Origin of the sequence: Streptomyces sp. RKAG290 (assembly GCF_023701695.1) — a bacterium.
Taxonomy (GTDB): Bacteria; Actinomycetota; Actinomycetes; order Streptomycetales; family Streptomycetaceae; genus Streptomyces.
The window spans coordinates 3,059,169-3,075,541 of the sequence record NZ_JAJOZC010000001.1; the positions used below are offsets into that span (position 1 = coordinate 3,059,169).

Genomic DNA, 16,373 nt, shown 5'->3' on the forward strand with positions numbered 1-16,373 from the left:
TTCCGCAACATGGTCTCCGAGCACGTCCCTCAGCCCGCCGCCGCCCAGGTACTCGTCGCGTCCAACCGCGGCCCGGTCACGTACGCACTGCGTGCGGACGGCTCGCTCGACGCGAAGAGGGGCGGCGGCGGACTCGTCTCCGGGCTGAGCGCCGTGGACGACAAGATGTGGGTCTGTGCCGCCCTCGGCGACGGCGACCGCGAGGCGGTGCGCCGCGGAGTCGGTGAGCCGGGCGTGCGGATGCTCGACATCGACGCGGACGTGCACGCCGACGCGTACAACGGCATCGCGAACTCGGTGCTCTGGTTCGTCCACCACCTGCTCTACCAGACCCCCGTCGAGCCCGTCTTCGACGCGGAGTTCCGCCGGCAGTGGGCGTCCTTCGAGACCTACAACCGGGCCTTCGCCACGGCCCTCGCGGAGGAGGCCGGGGAGGGCGCGGCGGTCCTCGTGCAGGACTACCACCTGTCCCTGGTGCCCGGCATGCTCCGCGAGCTCCGCCCCGACCTGCGGATCGGTCACTTCTCGCACACCCCGTGGGCGCCCGTCGACTACTTCCGGATGCTGCCCGACGACATCGCCGAGCAGCTGCTGAAGGGCATCCTCGGCGCCGACCGGGCGGCCTTCCTGACCCGCCGCTGGGCGGACGCATTCATCGGCTGCTGCACGGAGATCCTGGGCGGCACCGGCCACACCCGTATCGGCGTGCACGGGCTCGGCGCGGACGCCGACTTCCTGCGCCGGCGCGCGCACGAGGCGGACGTGGACGAGCGGATGGCGGCGCTGCGGGAGCAGGTGGGCCCGGGCCGGAAGACGATCGTGCGGGTGGACCGTACGGAACTGTCCAAGAACATCGTCCGCGGGATGCACGCCTACCGCGCCCTGCTCGACGAGCGGCCCGAGTGGCGCGGGCGCGTCGTCCACGTCGCGTTCGCCTACCCCTCGCGGCAGGACCTCGCGGTGTACCGGGAGTACACGGCCGAGGTGCAGCGCGTCGCCGACGACATCAACGCCGTGCACGGGACGGCGGACTGGACGCCGGTCGTGCTCCACGTGAAGGACGACTTCGCCCGCTCGCTGGCGGCGTACCGGCTGGCCGACGTGGCGCTGGTCAACCCGATCCGGGACGGCATGAACCTGGTCGCCAAGGAGGTCCCGGTCGTCTCGGACGACGGATGTGCGCTGGTGCTGTCGCGGGAGGCGGGGGCGTACGAGGAGCTGGGCGCCGACGCGATCACGGTGAACCCGTACGACGTGTCCGCCACCGCCGACGCCCTCCACGAGGCGCTGACGATGGCGGACGACGAGCGGACGGCACGCACGAAGCGGCTGGCCGCGGCGGCCACCGCGCTGCCGCCGCAGCAGTGGTTCCTGGACCAGCTAGAGGCGCTGCGCCAGGGCTGACAGGAAACCGACCACGGCTCCCGGCCCGGGCAGCAGCACATCGGCGCGTTCGGCCAGTTCGGGCACCTCCGCATGGCCGCTGCAGATCAGCAGGCCGGGGATGCCGTCGGGGCCCTCGGTGCGGAGCTTCTCCACGGCGGCGTAGGCGGCGAGGTCGCCGAGGTCGTCGCCCGCGTACAGCACGGACTCGGCGCCCGTCTCGTGCACGTACTGCGTGAGCGCGACGCCCTTGTCCATGCCCGAGGGGCGCAACTCCAGCACCAGGCGGCCCGGTTCGACGATCAGGCCGTGCCGGGCGGCGAGCTCGCCGAGGGGGCCGCGCAGCGCCTCGAAGGCGGCCTGCGGGTCCTGGGCGCGGCGGGTGTGGACGGCGAGCGCCTGCCCCTTCTCCTCTATCCAGGTGCCCTGCCAGGAGTCGAACCTGTCGAGCACGCCCGGCAGTTCGGCCCGCACTGCGGCGACACCGGGGTGCGGGGCGGGGGCGTGAACGGTGCCGGAGACGGCGTCCCAGCGTTCGGCGCCGTAGTGGCCGAGGACGACGAGGTGGTCCAGTCCCGGGACCCCGCGAAGCCGCCGTAGCGGACGGCGACACCGGCCGGTCGCCCGGTGATCACGGCGATCGACGCGACCTTGGGGGCGAGTGCGGCCAGCGCCTCGACGGTGCCGGGGTGGGCACGGGCCTGTTCGGGGTCCGGGACGATGTCGGCGAGGGTGCCGTCGAAGTCGAGCGCGATGACGGCGCGGTCGGGGCGGGCGAGGAGCGCGGCGAGGCCCTCCTGGCCGGCGGGGGTGGTCGGGGTCGGCAGGGGTGCGGTGTGCGGGTGGCTGCCCATGCGCCGAGCCTATAGGCGGTGGCCTGTGCGTGGGGGGCGGCCGGGTGTCGGGCGGGTGGCGGTGGCGGCCGGGTGCGGTGCGGGTGCGGTGCCGGGCGGTCGGCGGGCCCGACCGGGGGCTCCGCCCCCGCGCCCCCGCTCCTCAATCGCCGGAGGGGCTTGATAGGGCGGCGGAAGCGCCTGAGGAGGCGGTGGCGGCGTTGCGGGAGGGGCTTGAAGTGGCGGCGGAAGCCCCGAGGCGGTGGCCGGGTCAGCGGCGGTTTCTTCTTGCCTCGCGGACGCGTCGTAGGCGGTTCACCGTCACCGGGTCCGCCTCCAGTGCCCGCCGGTCGTCCAGCAGCGCGTTCAGCAGCTGGTAGTAGCGGGTGGGCGAGATGCCGAGCTGTTCCCTGATCGCCCGCTCCTTCGCCCCCGGCCCCGCCCACGACTGCCGCTCGACCGCCAGGACCGCGCGGTCGCGGTCGGAGAGGGGAGCGGAGTCGTCGGGGGCGTTCGGGGGGAGGGCGGTCATATCAGCCAATATATTGCGCGGGCGGGCGGTCGCTACTCCGCGTTCTCCGCCGTCGTGGACTCCCGCGCTATGCGCTCCAGCACGCTCTCGGGGTTGGCGCCGGGCTCGACCGCCTTGCCGATGTTCTGCTTGATCGACTCGCTGGCCTGGGCCCAGGACGTCTTGCCGACCGGGTAGAACTCCGCGTTCGGCAGCGCGGCCAGGAACTTGTGCAGCGGCTTGAACTCGGGATCGTCCTCCATGGAGGCCGAGGCGCTGTCGGTGACCGGCAGCATGTCGTACGTGTCGGCGAAGTCGATCACGTTCTTGTCGTTGAACATGTAGTCGAAGAACTTGCCCATCTCGATGCGATGGCCGTTCTGCTTGAACCCCATGATCCAGTCCGCGACGCCCATCGAGCTCTTGCTCGGACCCTCGGCGCCGGGCAGCGGCACCATGCCGACGTCCACGCCCTTCTCCTCGGCCTCCTGCATCAGCGTCGGATGGCCGTTGAGCATGCCGACCTGGCCGCTGGTGAACGCCGCGAAGGCCTTCGCCCGGTCGAGCTTGCCGGGGGCCACGGGGCCGACGAGCCCCTTGTCGACGAGTCTCGACTTCAGCCAGTCGAACGTCTTCACGTTCTCGGCCGAGTCGATGTTGTACGCACCGACTTCGTCGGTGTAGCCGCCCCCGCCGCTCAGCAGCCACATCATGGTCTCGGCCTGGGACTCCTCCTGGCCGAGCGGCAGCGCGAACGGGTACTTCACCCCGCGCTGCTTGAGGCGGGCGGCGTCGCCCGCGATGTCGCTCCAGGTCTGCGGGGCGTGCAGACCCGCCTGGCTGAACAGCGTCTTGTTGTAGAAGAGCAGCCGGGTGCTGGCCACGAACGGCAGCCCGTACTGGACGCGGCTGACCCGGCCCGCGTCCGCGAGGACGGGCAGGAAGTTCGCCTGGGTGGGGATGCTGAGCATCTGGTCGGCGGAGTAGAGCTTCCCGGCCTTGGCGTAGTCCGCGTACGCGCCGATCTGCGCGATGTCGGGGGCCTTTCCGGCCTTCACCATCTCGGCGACCTTGCGGTCGACGTCCGTCCACGAATAGACCGAGACGTCGACCTTGATGCCGGGGTGGGAGGCCTCGAAGCCCCGGGCGACCCCGTCCCAGTACTTGTCGGAGCTGTTCGCCTCGCCGGTGCCGTAGTCGGCCGCGACCAGCTTGAGCGTGACCTCGCCCGATCCGCTGTCGCCGCCGCAGCCCGACAGTGCGGCCGTCATCCCCAGTGCGGCGACAGCCGCCGTCAGTCCCAAGTAACGCCGCTGCACAACCCAGTCCGTCCTCGTCGATTTGCGCCACCCGCGGCGTCCACGTCGTCGCGGGGCACTCCGGATGAGCTGCGATCTTCCCCTGGGTCCCCTAGGAGGTCTACACCACACGGGTATCGCTTCCGCAACACAGCAGCATTGCACGGGACGCGGAGTGACTGCTAAGTAGGTCTCGGTCAACCAGGGCCCGGCACAAGGCCCTTAATGGTCCAGACCTTTACACCCCGCACGCATACGGTGCCGTCGTGCCGCCCCGCTACCGCCCATGTCGCAAGGAGCCGTTCAGCATGTCCCGTACCGCATCAGAAATTGCCACCCAGCCCAGCTGCTGGCGGCGTGCCGCCGAGGCGGGCGCGGTGGCCGAGGGGCTGCCGCGTCCGGGCGAGCGGGTCGCCGTCACCGGGTGCGGCACCTCCTGGTTCATGGCCATCGCCTACGCGGCGCTGCGCGAGGCGGCGGGGCAGGGTGAGACCGACGCGTACGCCTCATCGGAGTTCCCGGCCGGGCGGTCCTACGACCGGGTCGTGGCGATCACCCGCTCCGGCACGACGAGCGAGGTACTGGCGCTGCTGGGCGAGTTGCGCGGCAGGACCGCCACCGTCGCGCTGACCGCCGACCCGAAGACGCCGGTCATGGACGCCGCGGACACGGTGGTCGTACTGGACTGGGCCGACGAGGAGTCGGTCGTGCAGACCCGGTTCGCCACCACCGCGCTCGCCTTCCTGCGGGCCGGTCTGGAGGCGGCCGGTCCGCTCCCGGCCGGGGTGAAGACGGTCGCCGAGGCGGCCGTCGACGCGGAGCTCGCGGTGACCGAGCCGCTGGACGAGGCAGTGGTCTCGGCCGAGCAGTGGACGTTCCTGGGGCGCGGCTGGACCTACGGACTGGCGCAGGAGGCCGGGCTGAAGATGCGCGAGGCGGCGGGCGCCTGGACGGAGTCGTACCCCGCGATGGAGTACCGCCACGGCCCGATCGCGATCACCGGTCCGGGCCGGGTGGCGTGGGTGTTCGGCGCACTGCCCGAGGGCCTGGCGGGCGAGGTCGCGGGGGTCGGCGGAACGCTGGTGTCCCATGCCGCCGCGGACCCCATGGCAGACCTGATCCGGGCGCAGCGGCTCGCGGTGGCGCTCGCGGAGTCGAAGGGGTACGACCCGGACCGTCCCCGCAATCTGTCCCGCAGCGTGATCCTGCCCGGCTGACCGGCAGAGCAGAGGGGCCGCACCCGCCGCCGGCGACCACCGCCGGCGGGTTGCGTCCGGATGCCGGCACATTGCCGCCGGGTTGCGGCCGATTTTGTATGGGTGCGCAACAAACAGCGATAGTGGACTAGACCTTTTGGGGTCCGTCGGGCGAAACTGTTTCCCGTGAAACACGTCATCGCCCTCGATGTGGGCGGCACCGGAATGAAGGCCGCACTGGTCGGGGCCGACGGCACCCTGCTCCACGAGGCACGGCGCGCGACCGGCAGAGAGCGCGGCCCCGAGGCCGTCGTGGAGTCGATCCTCGCCTTCGCCGCGGATCTGCGCGCCTACGGCGAGGAGCACTTCGGCGAGAGCGCCGTCGCAGCCGGCGTCGCCGTGCCCGGCATCGTCGACGCCGCGAACGGGATCGCCGTCTACGCCTCGAACCTGGGCTGGCGCGACGTCCCCATGCGGCAACTGCTCGGCGAACGGCTCGGCGGCGTCCCGGTGGCCCTCGGCCACGACGTCAGGACCGGCGGACTCGCCGAGGGCCGGATCGGTGCGGGCAGGAGTGCGGACCGCTTCCTGTTCCTGCCGCTGGGCACCGGGATCGCCGGCGCCATCGGCATCGGGGGCGTCATCGAGGAGGGCGCCCACGGCTACGCGGGCGAGATCGGCCACATCGTGATCCGGCCGGACGGCCCGGAGTGCGGCTGCGGCCAGCGCGGCTGCCTGGAGACCCTGGCCTCCGCCTCCGCCGTCAGCCGCGCCTGGGCCGCCGCGTCCGGCGACCCCGAGGCCGACGCCGCCGACTGCGCCAAGGCCGTCGAGTCGGGTGACCCGAAGGCGGTGGCGGTATGGCTCGACGCCGTCGACGCGCTCGCCGCCGGGCTGGTCACCGCGCTCACCCTGCTGGACCCCCGCATAATCATCATCGGTGGCGGTCTCGCCGAGGCGGGGGAAACCTTGTTCACACCACTGCGTGCGGCCGTCGAGGAACGCGTCACGTTCCAGAAGCTGCCCCAGATCGTCCCGGCGGCCCTCGGGGACACCGCCGGATGCCTGGGCGCAGGGCTGCTCGCCTGGGATCTACTCTCCACGGAGGTATCCGCCTGATGGCCGGACGCGCAGACAGCACCGTTCTCGCCGGGGCCCGGGTGGTACTCCCCACCGGCACCGTCGAGGACGGCCGGGTGATCGTCGAGGGCACCCGCATCGCCGGCAGTCCGGCACCGGGCGCCCGGACCGTCGACCTGTCCGGCCACTGGCTCGTGCCCGGCTTCGTGGACATGCACAACCACGGCGGCGGCGGGGCGTCCTTCACCTCCGGCACCGTGGACGAGGTCCTCACCGGCATCCGGACCCACCGCGAGCACGGCACCACCACCCTGGTCGCCTCCACCGTCACCGGCGAGATGGACTTCCTCGCCGAACGCGCCGGCATCCTCTCCGAGCTGGTCGAACAGGGCGACCTGGCCGGCATCCACTTCGAGGGCCCCTTCATCTCCCCGTGCCGCAAGGGCGCGCACAGCGAGGCACTGCTGCGCCACCCGGACCCGGCCGAGGTCCGCAAGCTGATGGACGCCGCCCGCGGCACCGCGAAGATGTTCACGCTCGCCACCGAACTGCCGGGCGGCATCGAGTCCGTACGGCTGCTCGCCGAACACGGCGTCATCGCCGCGATCGGGCACACCGACGCCACGTACGAGCAGACCGTCGAGGCGATCGACGCGGGCGCCACCGTCGCCACGCACCTCTACAACGCGATGCCGGCCCTCGGCCACCGCGCGCCCGGCCCGATCGCCGCCCTCCTGGAGGACGAGCGGATCACGGTCGAGCTGATCAACGACGGCACGCACCTGCACCCCGCCGCCCTGGAGCTGGCCTACCACCACGCGGGCGCCCACCGCGTCGCGCTGATCACCGACGCCATGGACGCGGCCGGGTTCGGTGACGGCCGATACCAGCTGGGCCCGCTTGCCGTCGACGTCCAGGACGGTGTCGCCCGGCTCGTCGAGGGCGGCTCCATCGCCGGCTCCACGCTCACCCAGGACACCGCCTTCCACCGGGCCGTCACCATCGACCGGATCCCGGTCGCCGACGTGGTGCAGTCCATCTCCGCCAACCCGGCCCGGCTGCTCGGCGTCTACGACAGGGTCGGCTCGCTGGAACCGGGCAAGGACGCCGACCTCGTCGTCCTGGACGCCGACTTCGCGCTCAAGGGCGTCATGCGCAAGGGCGAGTGGATCATTCGGCCGGAAAACGTCCGATAACCACCGCCGCCGGCCAGGCGCCGCGTACGTAACGAAGAGACAGCGGTTGGCCCGGAGGTCTGGGCCGACCGCTCTCTCTTTGGCATGATCGTCCGGGAAACAGGCAGGGAACCAGGCAGAAAGCGCGTTCCGGCGACGGACCCGCGCTCAGTTCACGTACGGATCGAAGGGCGGCCGCGGTGATCCTCACGGTCACGCTGAACACGGCGCTCGACCTGACGTACGGCGTTCCGGCCCTCGTCCCGCACTCCAGCCACCGGGTCACCGACCTGTCCGAGCGCCCCGGCGGCAAGGGCATCAACGTCGCCCGGGTCCTCGCCTCCCTCGGCCACCGCACAGTCGTCACCGGCTTCGCCGGCGGCGCCACCGGAGCCGTACTGCGCGAACTCCTCGCCGCCCTGCCCACGCGCCGGGCCGCCGGCGGCACCGAAACCGCTGCCGTGACCGACGCGCTCGTCCCCGTGGCCGGCGACACCCGCCGCACCCTGGCCGTCGTCGACCGGACCACCGGGGACACCACCCAGTTCAACGAGCCCGGCCCCCACATCACCGCCGCCGAGTGGACCGCGTTCCTGCGCTCCTACCAGGAACTGCTCACCGGAGCAGACGCGGTCGCCCTGTGCGGCAGCCTGCCGCCCGGCATCCACGTCGGCGCCTACGCCGAACTGATCCGGCCGGCCCGCGCCGCGGGAGTCCCCGTGCTCCTGGACACCAGCGGCGAACCGCTGCGCCGCGGCATCGCCGCCCGCCCCGACCTCATCAAGCCGAACGCCGACGAGCTCGCCCAGCTCACCGGCTCCCGCGAACCCCTGCGTGCCACCCGCGACGCGCGCCGCCGCGGGGCGCACACGGTGATCGCGTCACTCGGCCCGGACGGCATGCTGGCGGTCACTCCCGACGGCAGCTGGCAGGCGTCCCCGCCCGCCCCCGTGAAGGGCAACCCGACCGGAGCGGGCGACTCCGCGGTGGCCGGACTGCTGTCCGGCCTCGTCGAGGGCCTGAGCTGGCCGGACCGGCTGCGACGGGCGGTGGCACTGTCGACGGCGACCGTGCTCTCCCCCACCGCCGGTGACTTCGACCGCGCGGCGTACGAGGAGCTGCTGCCGCGCGTCGCCATCGAGGAACACGCAACAGCGGCCTGACGCCGCGCCCCCACCGGGCCCGTCCGACGACGGGCCCGAGGAAACAACAGAGGTCAGCATGCCGCTCGTCAGCACCGGTGAACTCGTCTCCGCCGCCCAGGCCCAGGGACGCGGGATCGCCGCCTTCAACGTCATCACGCTGGAACACGCGGAGGCCATCGCCACCGGGGCGGAGCGCGCCGGCGCCCCCGCCATCCTGCAGATCTCCGAGAACGCCGTGAAGTTCCACGGCGGGCGGCTCGCGCCCGTCGCGGCCGCGGCCGCCGCCGTCGCCCGCACCTCGGGCGCACCGCTCGCCCTCCACCTGGACCACGTCGAGTCCGTCGAGCTGCTGCACCAGGCGCACGACGAGGGCTTCGGCTCGGTGATGTTCGACGCCTCCAAGCTCTCCTACGAGGAGAACGTGCGGGTCACCGCCGAAGCGGTCGCCTGGGGCCACGCGCGCGGCATCTGGATCGAGGCGGAGCTCGGCAAGGTCGGCGGCAAGGAGGGCGAGGCCCCGCTCGACGCCCACGCCCCCGGCGTCCGCACCGACCCGGCCGAGGCCGCCGCCTACGTCCGCGCCACCGGGGTGGACGCGCTGGCCGTCGCGGTCGGCTCCTCGCACGCCATGACCGAGCGCACCGCCGCCCTGGACCACGCCCTGATCGGCCGGCTGCGCGACGCCGTCCCCGTCCCGCTGGTGCTGCACGGCTCCAGCGGCGTCCCGGACGACGAGATCCGCCAGGCCGTCGCGGCCTCCGGCATGGTCAAGATCAACGTGGGCACGGCGCTGAACACCGCGTTCACCGGAGCGGTCCGGGCCCACCTGGCGCAGAACACCACGGGAGTGGACCCGCGCAAGTACCTCGCCCCCGGCCGCGAGGCCATGGCCGCGACGGTGGCCGGCTTCCTGGCCCTGATGGGCTGAGCCCGCAGCACCGGGAAACGGCCCGGCCCCCTCGCCCGGAGGCGAGGGGGCCGGAATGCTCGGGGCCGGGCGGTTCAGTGCTCCTGGTGACCGGCCTTCAGCGACAGCTGGTCCAGGTTGGCGTCACACTGGTCGCCCTCGTTGCAGGAGATCGTCAGGGTGTTCGCGCCCTTGGCGAGGTTGACGTAGGCGAAGGTCCGCGTCCACCCCTTCTCCAGATCGCCCTCGGGGGCGTTGGCGAAGTTCTTCATGTTGATGGACCGCGGGTCCTCGGAGTTGACCGTGAGGGACGTCTTGGCGTCCTTGCCCGGCACGCCGTACGTCACGTAGAGGGTGTACTCGCCGGCCTTCGGCACCTCGACGGACCAGCTCGCGGACCTGCCGACCTCGTTGAGGTTGATGTACTGGCCGTTGTTGCTCTTGGCACCCTTGACGGTGTTGTCCAGCGCGGCCGTGCCACCGAGCTTCAGCGACGCCGCGTCCTGCTTCGGGAGCCGGACGGGGGCTGCCGCGCTCTCGGACTGCTGCGGCTTCGGCGACTCCTCGACCTGGCCCGCCGCGCCGGAGGAGGACGTGGCGTCGTCCGTCTTCTTGCCCTTGTCGCCGTCGCCCGTCATCAGCGCGGCACCGATGCCGATGAGCACGACCGCGACCACCGCGACCGCGCCGATCAGCAGACCCTTGGTGTTGGGGCCGCCCCTGCCGGGGCCGCCGCCACTGCCGCGGCCGCCCTGGTGCGGCACCTGCGCGGTGGTGGCACCGCCGGGATACGTCTCGGGGGCCGCGTACTGCGCCTGGGGCTGACCGTACTGCGCCTGCTGCGGCGGGTAGCCGTAGGAACCCTGCTGCGGCACCTGCTGCCCGTACTGACGCTCACCGACGGTCCGGACCTGGTTGTACGAGGTCCTGGGCACACCCGGCTGCGCCGCGGGGCCCGGGTAGCCGTAGCCGCCCTGACCACCTGGCGGCTGTGCGCCGGCCGCCCGCCCGTCCTCGTAGAGGTAGCCGAACGGATCGTCGTCCTCGGGCGTGCTCGCGCCGTTGTTCCCGGCCATCCCTGGGTCACTCCTCACCATGTCGCCAGCCGTCGCCGTATGCGGTCAGCAGTCGCCGACCGGCCGAGCCTACCCCGAACGGAGCACGCCAAGAATTGAGGAAGGGGCGCCGGGAACCGGGGTGGGGTAAGCGGCGGACAGGCCGGCAAACGTCAGCCGGCCCTGCGGTGAACCTTCGACCGGGACCGCTTCTCCACGTACATCCGCTGGTCGGCGGAGCGCAGCACCTCTTCCGCCGTCATGCCGCAGGCGGCCCATCCGATGCCGAAGCTCGCCCCGACGCGGACCGCCCGGCCGTCGACCCGAATGGGCGGAATGATGGCGTTACGCAGGCGTACGGCCAGGTCCGCGGCGTCTGCGGACCCCAGACCGTCCGCGAGAACGACGAATTCGTCACCCCCGAGCCGGGCGACGGTGTCCCCGTCGCGGACACAGGTGGTGAGCCGGCGGGCGACCTCGATGAGGACCGCGTCACCGGTGTGGTGGCCGAAGCGGTCGTTGATCGACTTGAAGCCGTCGAGGTCGCAGAAGAGGACCGCGAGGCCCTTGGACCCGTCGTCGTTCACCGTGTCGGGTGCGACGGAATGCACATGGTGGTCGTACGGGGCGACGGCCGGTCCGGCGTCGAAACCGTCGGACGGGAAGCCGTGCACCCGGCCGTCGTCGACGTCGCCGTACGCCGCGTCCAGCGCCTGGACGTCCGTGGACGCCACCGAGTGCGGGCGCTCGCACAGCCGGGCACCGAGGCGGGACCGCAGCTCCGCGCTGTTGGGGAGGCCGGTCAGCGCGTCGTGCGAGGCGCGGTGCGCGAGGTTCAGCTCGTGCCGCTTGCGCTCCTCTATGTCCTCGACATGGGTGAGCAGGAAGCGCGGCCCGTCCGCGGTGTCCGCGACGACGGAGTTGCGCAGCGAGACCCAGAGGTAGGTGCCGTCCCGGCGGCCCAGCCGCAACTCGGCGCGGCCGCCCTCGGCGGACGTACGGAGCAGGGTGCCGATGTCCTCGGGGTGCACCAGGTCGGCGAAGGCGTAGCGGCGCAGCACCGAGGCGGGGCGGCCCAGCAGCCGGCACAGGGCGTCGTTGGTGCGCAGCAGCCGGCCGTGCTGGTCGCCGCCCATCTCCGCGATGGCCATGCCGCTGGGGGCGTACTCGAAGGCCTGGCGGAAGGATTCCTCACTGGCCCGCAGCGCCTGCTGTTCGCGCTCCAGGCGGACCAGGGCGCGCTGCATGTTGGCCCGGAGCCTGGCGTTACTGATCGCAATGGCCGACTGGGAGGCGTACATCTGGAGCGCCTCGCGGCCCCAGGCGCCGGGGCGCCGGCCGTTGCGGGGGCGGTCGACGGATATGACGCCGAGGAGGTCCTGACCGCCGCCCGACGCGTACATCGGGGCGTAGAGCCGGTCCTGGGGGTGCCACTCGTCCTCGAAGCGGGGTTCGGGCCCCTCGGTGTGCCACTGCGGGACGTCGTCGTCGAGGAGGACCCAGCCGTCGGTGTGCGGTATGAAGCGGAGCCCGTCCCAGGTCTCGCCCATGGCCAGCCGGCGCTCCCAGGAGTTGCGGGAGCCGACGCGGCCGGTGATCAGGGCCTCGGCGGCACTGTTGCCCGCGAAGGCGGCGACGACGAGGTCACCGTCGGGACGGACGAGATTGACGCAGGCCAGCTCGTAGCCAAGACCGGCGACGATTCCGTCGGCCACGGTCTGCAGGGTGTCGGCCAGGCTCCGCGCCGTATTGAGATCGCCCACGGCCTGGTGCAGCTGCCGCATCGTCGCAAGACGGACGTACGGCTCCGACTCGGCCTCCATCGCTCGCACTCCCCGAGACCTCGACAGCACTCCAGGTTTCATATCGGCGCACTTAACGTACTAACTGCAGTGTCACGGCCACTGAATCACAGTGAGCTGTGCACCCGGTACTCAGGGTCAACAAATATTGCACTCTGTGACTCAAGTCACAACAGATGGTGAAGCGTCCCAAGTGTCACCGGAAAGTGGCCCGTCCTCCTCCCGCGCGCGCGGCGCGATGTTCCTGAAAGCAAAAGAGCATACGACCACCCGCCGGGGTCCGGCAGGTCCTAGGACCTGACTGGTCCCCTGGCCCGATGCGGCGGCGCATCCCACGCGGCTAGCGTTCCCGGTGTGTTGCACACGAAGCCCCCTGCCCCGCGTTCCGAGCCCATCCCCCATGCTGAGGGGGTGAGCAACGACGAGTTCCGCGGCGCCCTCGCCCGACTGGCCGCCGGCGTGGTGCTGGTGACCGCCCAGGAGCCGCCACTGGACGAGGACGGTCGCGGCGAGGACGTCGGCATGACCGCGACCGCCTTCATGTCGGTGTCGCTGGATCCGCCGCTGGTCATGGTGAGCCTGCGCAACGACTCACGGATGGACGACCTGCTGGCGGAACAGCCCCTGTGGGCCGTCTCGGTGCTGTCGGAGAGCCAGCGGCACATCGCCGGGCGGTTCGCCATGAAGGGCCGGATCAGTGACCGGCTGCTGTTCGCGGACATCCCCTACGTACGCGGGGAGATCACCGGCGCACCGCTGGCCGGGGGCGCGCTCGCCACGCTGGAGTGCCGTACGGAGCAGCGGATCGTGGCGGGTGACCACACGCTGGTGATCGGACGGGTGCTCACCGCGCAGCTGCCGAGCGGGGACGGCGGGCCGCTGACGTACTTCCGTGGGCGCTACCGGCAGCTGGGCTGACGGCGCCGGAGTTCACCAGTCGCGGCCCGAGCGGCCGCGCTTGGTGTCGCCGCGCTGCTTCTTCTCGCGCAGCCGCCGCTCGTTGATCCCGCGCGGGATCTTGCGCTTCACGCGCGGCTTGGGGGGCGGCGCCGTCGCCTCGGCCAGCAGGGCGGTGAGCCGTACGGCAGCGGTTTCGCGGTTGCGCCACTGCGAGCGGTGCTCCGAGGACCGCACCGACACCACGCCGTTGACCAGCCGGCTCGCCAGCCGTTCCAGCGCGCGCGCCTTCCACACCTCGGGCAGCGACTCGGTCGCCGCGAGGTCGAAGCGGAGTTCCACCTGGGAGTCGCTGGTGTTGACGTGCTGCCCGCCGGGCCCGGAGGACCGCGAGAAACGCCACATGAGCTCGGCCTCCGGCAGGGAGACCGCACCGCGGATGACATAGGGCCCGGACATGACACCCATGTTCCCCGCCCCACCGGCCGTTCGTCACCTTCTTTTGCCGCACCCCGTCATCAGTTCGGTAAAGAAAGTAAAGGCGGAAGGAACCTCACGGTCCCCTGCCTGCGTTATGAACTGTGACGGTAGCTTCGTGATGACACGAAGCCCGCACCCGACAGATGAAAGGGACTTCCCATGGCAGTAAGCCTGTCCAAGGGCGGCAACGTCTCCCTCACCAAGGAGGCCCCCGGCCTCACCGCCGTCACGGTCGGCCTCGGCTGGGACGTCCGGACCACCACCGGCACCGACTTCGACCTCGACGCCTCCGCCATCGCGGTCAACGCCGCCGGCAAGGTCTTCTCCGACGGTCACTTCGTCTTCTTCAACAACAAGGCGACGCCGGACCAGACCATCGTGCACACCGGTGACAACGTCACGGGTGAGGGCGAGGGCGACGACGAGCAGATCAACGTCAACCTGGCGGGCCTGCCGGCCGACATCGACAAGATCGTCTTCCCGGTGTCGATCTACGACGCCGAGACCCGCAGCCAGAACTTCGGCCAGGTGCGCAACGCGTACATCCGCATCCTCAACCAGGCCGGCGGCGCCGAGATCGCCCGCTACGACCTGAGCGAGGACGCCGCCACCGAGACCGCCATGGTCTTCGGCGAGCTGTACCGCAACGGCGCCGAGTGGAAGTTCCGCGCCGTCGGCCAGGGCTACGCCTCCGGCCTGCGCGGCATCGCCCAGGACTTCGGCGTCACTCTCTGACGCTCCGTCCGTCCGCTTCACCGGAGCCCCCGGCCGCGTCCTGCGGCCGGGGGCTCCCGCGTGTCCGCATACCACTGGACGCGCCCCGACACGGGGAACGCCACGCGGTGTTGTCCAACTGCCGGAAGTCCGCCGGATAGCGGACACAGACGTACCTCAGTCGGACAAGAACTGGTCAAAGAATTGTGAGGTAATTGTTGGTACACCGTCAATGTCGGTCATTCAGTGGCACGCTCTCGGCTCGTAACCCCCCACGGAACGAGCAACGGAGAGCCCATGACCCCCCACATGAACACCCGTCGCGCCGCAGCCCTGGCCGCCGTGGCCGCGATGGTCGTCGTCGGAGTGCAGACCGGAGCGGCGAACGCCGCCCCGGGCACTCCGAACGACGGTTCCTCCGCCTCTCGCACCACCTCGCCCGCCCTGACGAGCGCCTCCCTGCGCTCGGCCGCCATCAAGTCGGCCCAGACGGACGCCTCCTCGACCGCCGGCACGCTCGGGCTCGGCAGCAAGGAGAAGCTGGTTGCCCGTGACGTGATCAAGGACGCCAAGGGCACCGTCCACACCCGCTACGAGCGCACCTACGACGGACTGCCCGTCCGCGGCGGCGACCTCGTGACCCACGTCGCGAGCAACGGCAAGCTCAAGAGCGTCACCAAGGCGACGAACGCCAAGATATCCGTGCCGTCGACCACGCCGAAGATCAAGACGGCGGCCAGCGCCCGCAAGGTGATCTGGGCGGGCAGCGGCAAGGCCGTCCTCGCGCTGGAGACCGTGAAGACCGGGGTGCAGAAGGACGGCACCCCGAGCCGCAAGCGCGTCATCACCGACGCCACCACCGGCAAGGTCCTGCGCAGCTACGAGGAGATCGAGACCGCCGGCGTCGGCAACAGCCAGTACAGCGGCAAGGTCGACCTCTCCACCACCGCCGCCGGCTCCGGCTTCGAGCTGACCGACGGCGACCGCGGCGGCCACAAGACGTACGACCTGAACCAGGGCGAGAGCGGCACCGGTGACCTGGTCACCGACGACGACGACACGTGGGGCGACGGCACCGGCAACGACCGCCAGACCGCCGCGGTCGACGCCCACTACGGCGCCGCGAAGACCTGGGACTTCTACAAGTCGGCGCTCGGCCGCAACGGCATCGCGGGCGACGGCAAGGCCGCGTACTCCCGGGTCCACTACGGCGACGCGTACGTCAACGCGTTCTGGGACGACAGCTGCTTCTGCATGACGTACGGCGACGGCGCCGACAACAAGAGCGCCCTCACCGGCCTCGACGTCGCCGGCCACGAGATGAGCCACGGGCTGACCGCGTCGACCGCCGCCCTCGAGTACGCCGGTGAGTCCGGCGGCCTCAACGAGGCCACCAGTGACATCTTCGGCACCTCGGTGGAGTTCTTCGCCGACAACGCCACGGACGTCGGCGACTACCTCATCGGCGAGAAGATCGACATCAACGGCGACGGCACCCCGCTGCGCTACATGGACAAGCCCAGCAAGGACGGCGGCTCGGCCGACGCCTGGTCCGCCGGCGTCGGCGACCTCGACGTCCACTACTCGTCCGGTGTCGCCAACCACTTCTTCTACCTGCTGTCCGAGGGCAGCGGCGCGAAGACCATCAACGGCGTCGACTACGACTCCCCGACCTCCGACGGCTCCACGGTCACCGGCATCGGCCGGGACAAGGCCGTCCAGATCTGGTACAAGGCCCTCTCCGAGTACATGACCTCGACCACCGACTACGCGGCCGCCCGCACGGCGACCGAGAAGGCGGCGACCGACCTCTACGGCGCGGACAGCGCCGAGCTGACCGCAGTCGACGCCGCCTGGAGCGGCGTCAACGTGAAGTAACCAGCACTCCGTTGCTCCC

At 71.5% G+C, this 16,373-nt stretch carries 14 protein-coding genes and 1 pseudogene; 9 read left to right on the forward strand and 6 right to left on the reverse strand.

Features of this window, described 5'->3' with window-relative positions:
• The first annotated feature begins 9 nt into the window (after positions 1-9).
• Positions 10-1,404, forward strand: a complete 1,395-nt coding sequence (locus LNW71_RS13180) for a trehalose-6-phosphate synthase (protein WP_250968413.1) — start codon at positions 10-12, stop codon at positions 1,402-1,404.
• Here the strand turns inward: LNW71_RS13180 and otsB are convergent.
• From otsB to LNW71_RS13195, 3 genes and pseudogenes are all read right to left on the reverse strand, one after another.
• Positions 1,381-2,237: pseudogene (otsB, locus tag LNW71_RS13185) on the reverse strand (trehalose-phosphatase). The gene LNW71_RS13180 and the pseudogene otsB overlap by 24 nt on opposite strands.
• A gap of 250 nt (positions 2,238-2,487) precedes the next feature.
• Positions 2,488-2,748 carry a DUF3263 domain-containing protein gene (locus LNW71_RS13190; RefSeq protein WP_250968414.1) on the reverse strand — a complete coding sequence of 87 codons (261 nt, stop codon included), beginning with the start codon at positions 2,746-2,748 and terminating at the stop codon, positions 2,488-2,490.
• Positions 2,749-2,780: 32 nt separating this feature from the next.
• Positions 2,781-3,998 carry an extracellular solute-binding protein gene (locus LNW71_RS13195; RefSeq protein WP_250971988.1) on the reverse strand — a complete coding sequence of 406 codons (1,218 nt, stop codon included), beginning with the start codon at positions 3,996-3,998 and terminating at the stop codon, positions 2,781-2,783.
• Between the two features lie 335 nt (positions 3,999-4,333).
• On the opposite strand from LNW71_RS13195, the gene LNW71_RS13200 reads away from it, so the two are divergent.
• From LNW71_RS13200 to LNW71_RS13220, 5 genes are all read left to right on the forward strand, one after another.
• Entirely contained in the window at positions 4,334-5,242 is a 909-nt protein-coding gene (locus LNW71_RS13200; RefSeq protein ID WP_250968415.1) for a sugar isomerase, read from the forward strand.
• 204 nt (positions 5,243-5,446) lie between these two features.
• Complete coding sequence (locus LNW71_RS13205) at positions 5,447-6,340, forward strand: ROK family protein (RefSeq protein ID WP_250971989.1); 894 nt, start codon at positions 5,447-5,449, stop codon at positions 6,338-6,340.
• Entirely contained in the window at positions 6,340-7,497 is a 1,158-nt protein-coding gene (gene nagA, locus LNW71_RS13210; RefSeq protein WP_250968416.1) for an N-acetylglucosamine-6-phosphate deacetylase, read from the forward strand. The genes LNW71_RS13205 and nagA overlap by 1 nt, the downstream gene beginning before the upstream one ends.
• A gap of 179 nt (positions 7,498-7,676) precedes the next feature.
• On the forward strand, positions 7,677-8,639 hold the full coding sequence (locus tag LNW71_RS13215) for a 1-phosphofructokinase family hexose kinase (RefSeq protein WP_250968417.1): 963 nt from the start codon (positions 7,677-7,679) through the stop codon (positions 8,637-8,639).
• Between the two features lie 58 nt (positions 8,640-8,697).
• Entirely contained in the window at positions 8,698-9,549 is an 852-nt protein-coding gene (locus LNW71_RS13220; protein ID WP_250968418.1) for a class II fructose-bisphosphate aldolase, read from the forward strand.
• A 74-nt stretch (positions 9,550-9,623) separates the two neighbouring features.
• On the opposite strand, the gene LNW71_RS13225 is transcribed toward LNW71_RS13220, so the two are convergent.
• Complete coding sequence (locus tag LNW71_RS13225; protein ID WP_250968419.1) at positions 9,624-10,604, reverse strand: carbohydrate-binding protein; 981 nt, start codon at positions 10,602-10,604, stop codon at positions 9,624-9,626.
• Between the two features lie 152 nt (positions 10,605-10,756).
• A complete protein-coding gene (cdgB, locus tag LNW71_RS13230; RefSeq protein WP_250968420.1) occupies positions 10,757-12,406 on the reverse strand; it encodes a diguanylate cyclase CdgB in 1,650 nt (549 codons plus the stop codon).
• Positions 12,407-12,796: 390 nt separating this feature from the next.
• On the opposite strand from cdgB, the gene LNW71_RS13235 reads away from it, so the two are divergent.
• Positions 12,797-13,303 (forward strand): flavin reductase family protein, encoded by a 507-nt coding sequence (locus tag LNW71_RS13235; RefSeq protein WP_308294482.1) that lies wholly within the window; start codon positions 12,797-12,799, stop codon positions 13,301-13,303.
• Between the two features lie 12 nt (positions 13,304-13,315).
• On the opposite strand, the gene arfB is transcribed toward LNW71_RS13235, so the two are convergent.
• On the reverse strand, positions 13,316-13,750 hold the full coding sequence (gene arfB / locus LNW71_RS13240) for an alternative ribosome rescue aminoacyl-tRNA hydrolase ArfB (RefSeq protein ID WP_250968422.1): 435 nt from the start codon (positions 13,748-13,750) through the stop codon (positions 13,316-13,318).
• Between the two features lie 171 nt (positions 13,751-13,921).
• Between arfB and LNW71_RS13245 the strand changes: the two genes are divergently transcribed.
• Together LNW71_RS13245 and LNW71_RS13250 are read left to right on the forward strand one after the other, a co-directional pair.
• On the forward strand, positions 13,922-14,497 hold the full coding sequence (locus tag LNW71_RS13245) for a TerD family protein (RefSeq protein WP_123460746.1): 576 nt from the start codon (positions 13,922-13,924) through the stop codon (positions 14,495-14,497).
• Between the two features lie 276 nt (positions 14,498-14,773).
• Positions 14,774-16,354, forward strand: coding sequence for a M4 family metallopeptidase (locus LNW71_RS13250; RefSeq protein WP_250968423.1), 1,581 nt, complete (start codon positions 14,774-14,776; stop codon positions 16,352-16,354).
• Positions 16,355-16,373: the final 19 nt, after the last annotated feature.

Bases quoted from the DNA above. Each gene is read 5' to 3' on its own strand.
- LNW71_RS13180 (WP_250968413.1), top strand. From the start codon at position 10: ATGGTCTCCGAGCACGTCCCTCAGCCCGCCGCCGCCCAGGTACTCGTC.
- LNW71_RS13190 (WP_250968414.1), bottom strand. From the start codon at position 2,748: ATGACCGCCCTCCCCCCGAACGCCCCCGACGACTCCGCTCCCCTCTCC.
- LNW71_RS13195 (WP_250971988.1), bottom strand. From the start codon at position 3,998: ATGACGGCCGCACTGTCGGGCTGCGGCGGCGACAGCGGATCGGGCGAG.
- LNW71_RS13200 (WP_250968415.1), top strand. From the start codon at position 4,334: ATGTCCCGTACCGCATCAGAAATTGCCACCCAGCCCAGCTGCTGGCGG.
- LNW71_RS13205 (WP_250971989.1), top strand. From the start codon at position 5,447: ATGAAGGCCGCACTGGTCGGGGCCGACGGCACCCTGCTCCACGAGGCA.
- nagA (WP_250968416.1), top strand. From the start codon at position 6,340: ATGGCCGGACGCGCAGACAGCACCGTTCTCGCCGGGGCCCGGGTGGTA.
- LNW71_RS13220 (WP_250968418.1), top strand. From the start codon at position 8,698: ATGCCGCTCGTCAGCACCGGTGAACTCGTCTCCGCCGCCCAGGCCCAG.
- LNW71_RS13225 (WP_250968419.1), bottom strand. From the start codon at position 10,604: ATGGCCGGGAACAACGGCGCGAGCACGCCCGAGGACGACGATCCGTTC.
- cdgB (WP_250968420.1), bottom strand. From the start codon at position 12,406: ATGGAGGCCGAGTCGGAGCCGTACGTCCGTCTTGCGACGATGCGGCAG.
- arfB (WP_250968422.1), bottom strand. From the start codon at position 13,750: ATGGGTGTCATGTCCGGGCCCTATGTCATCCGCGGTGCGGTCTCCCTG.
- LNW71_RS13245 (WP_123460746.1), top strand. From the start codon at position 13,922: ATGGCAGTAAGCCTGTCCAAGGGCGGCAACGTCTCCCTCACCAAGGAG.
- LNW71_RS13250 (WP_250968423.1), top strand. From the start codon at position 14,774: ATGACCCCCCACATGAACACCCGTCGCGCCGCAGCCCTGGCCGCCGTG.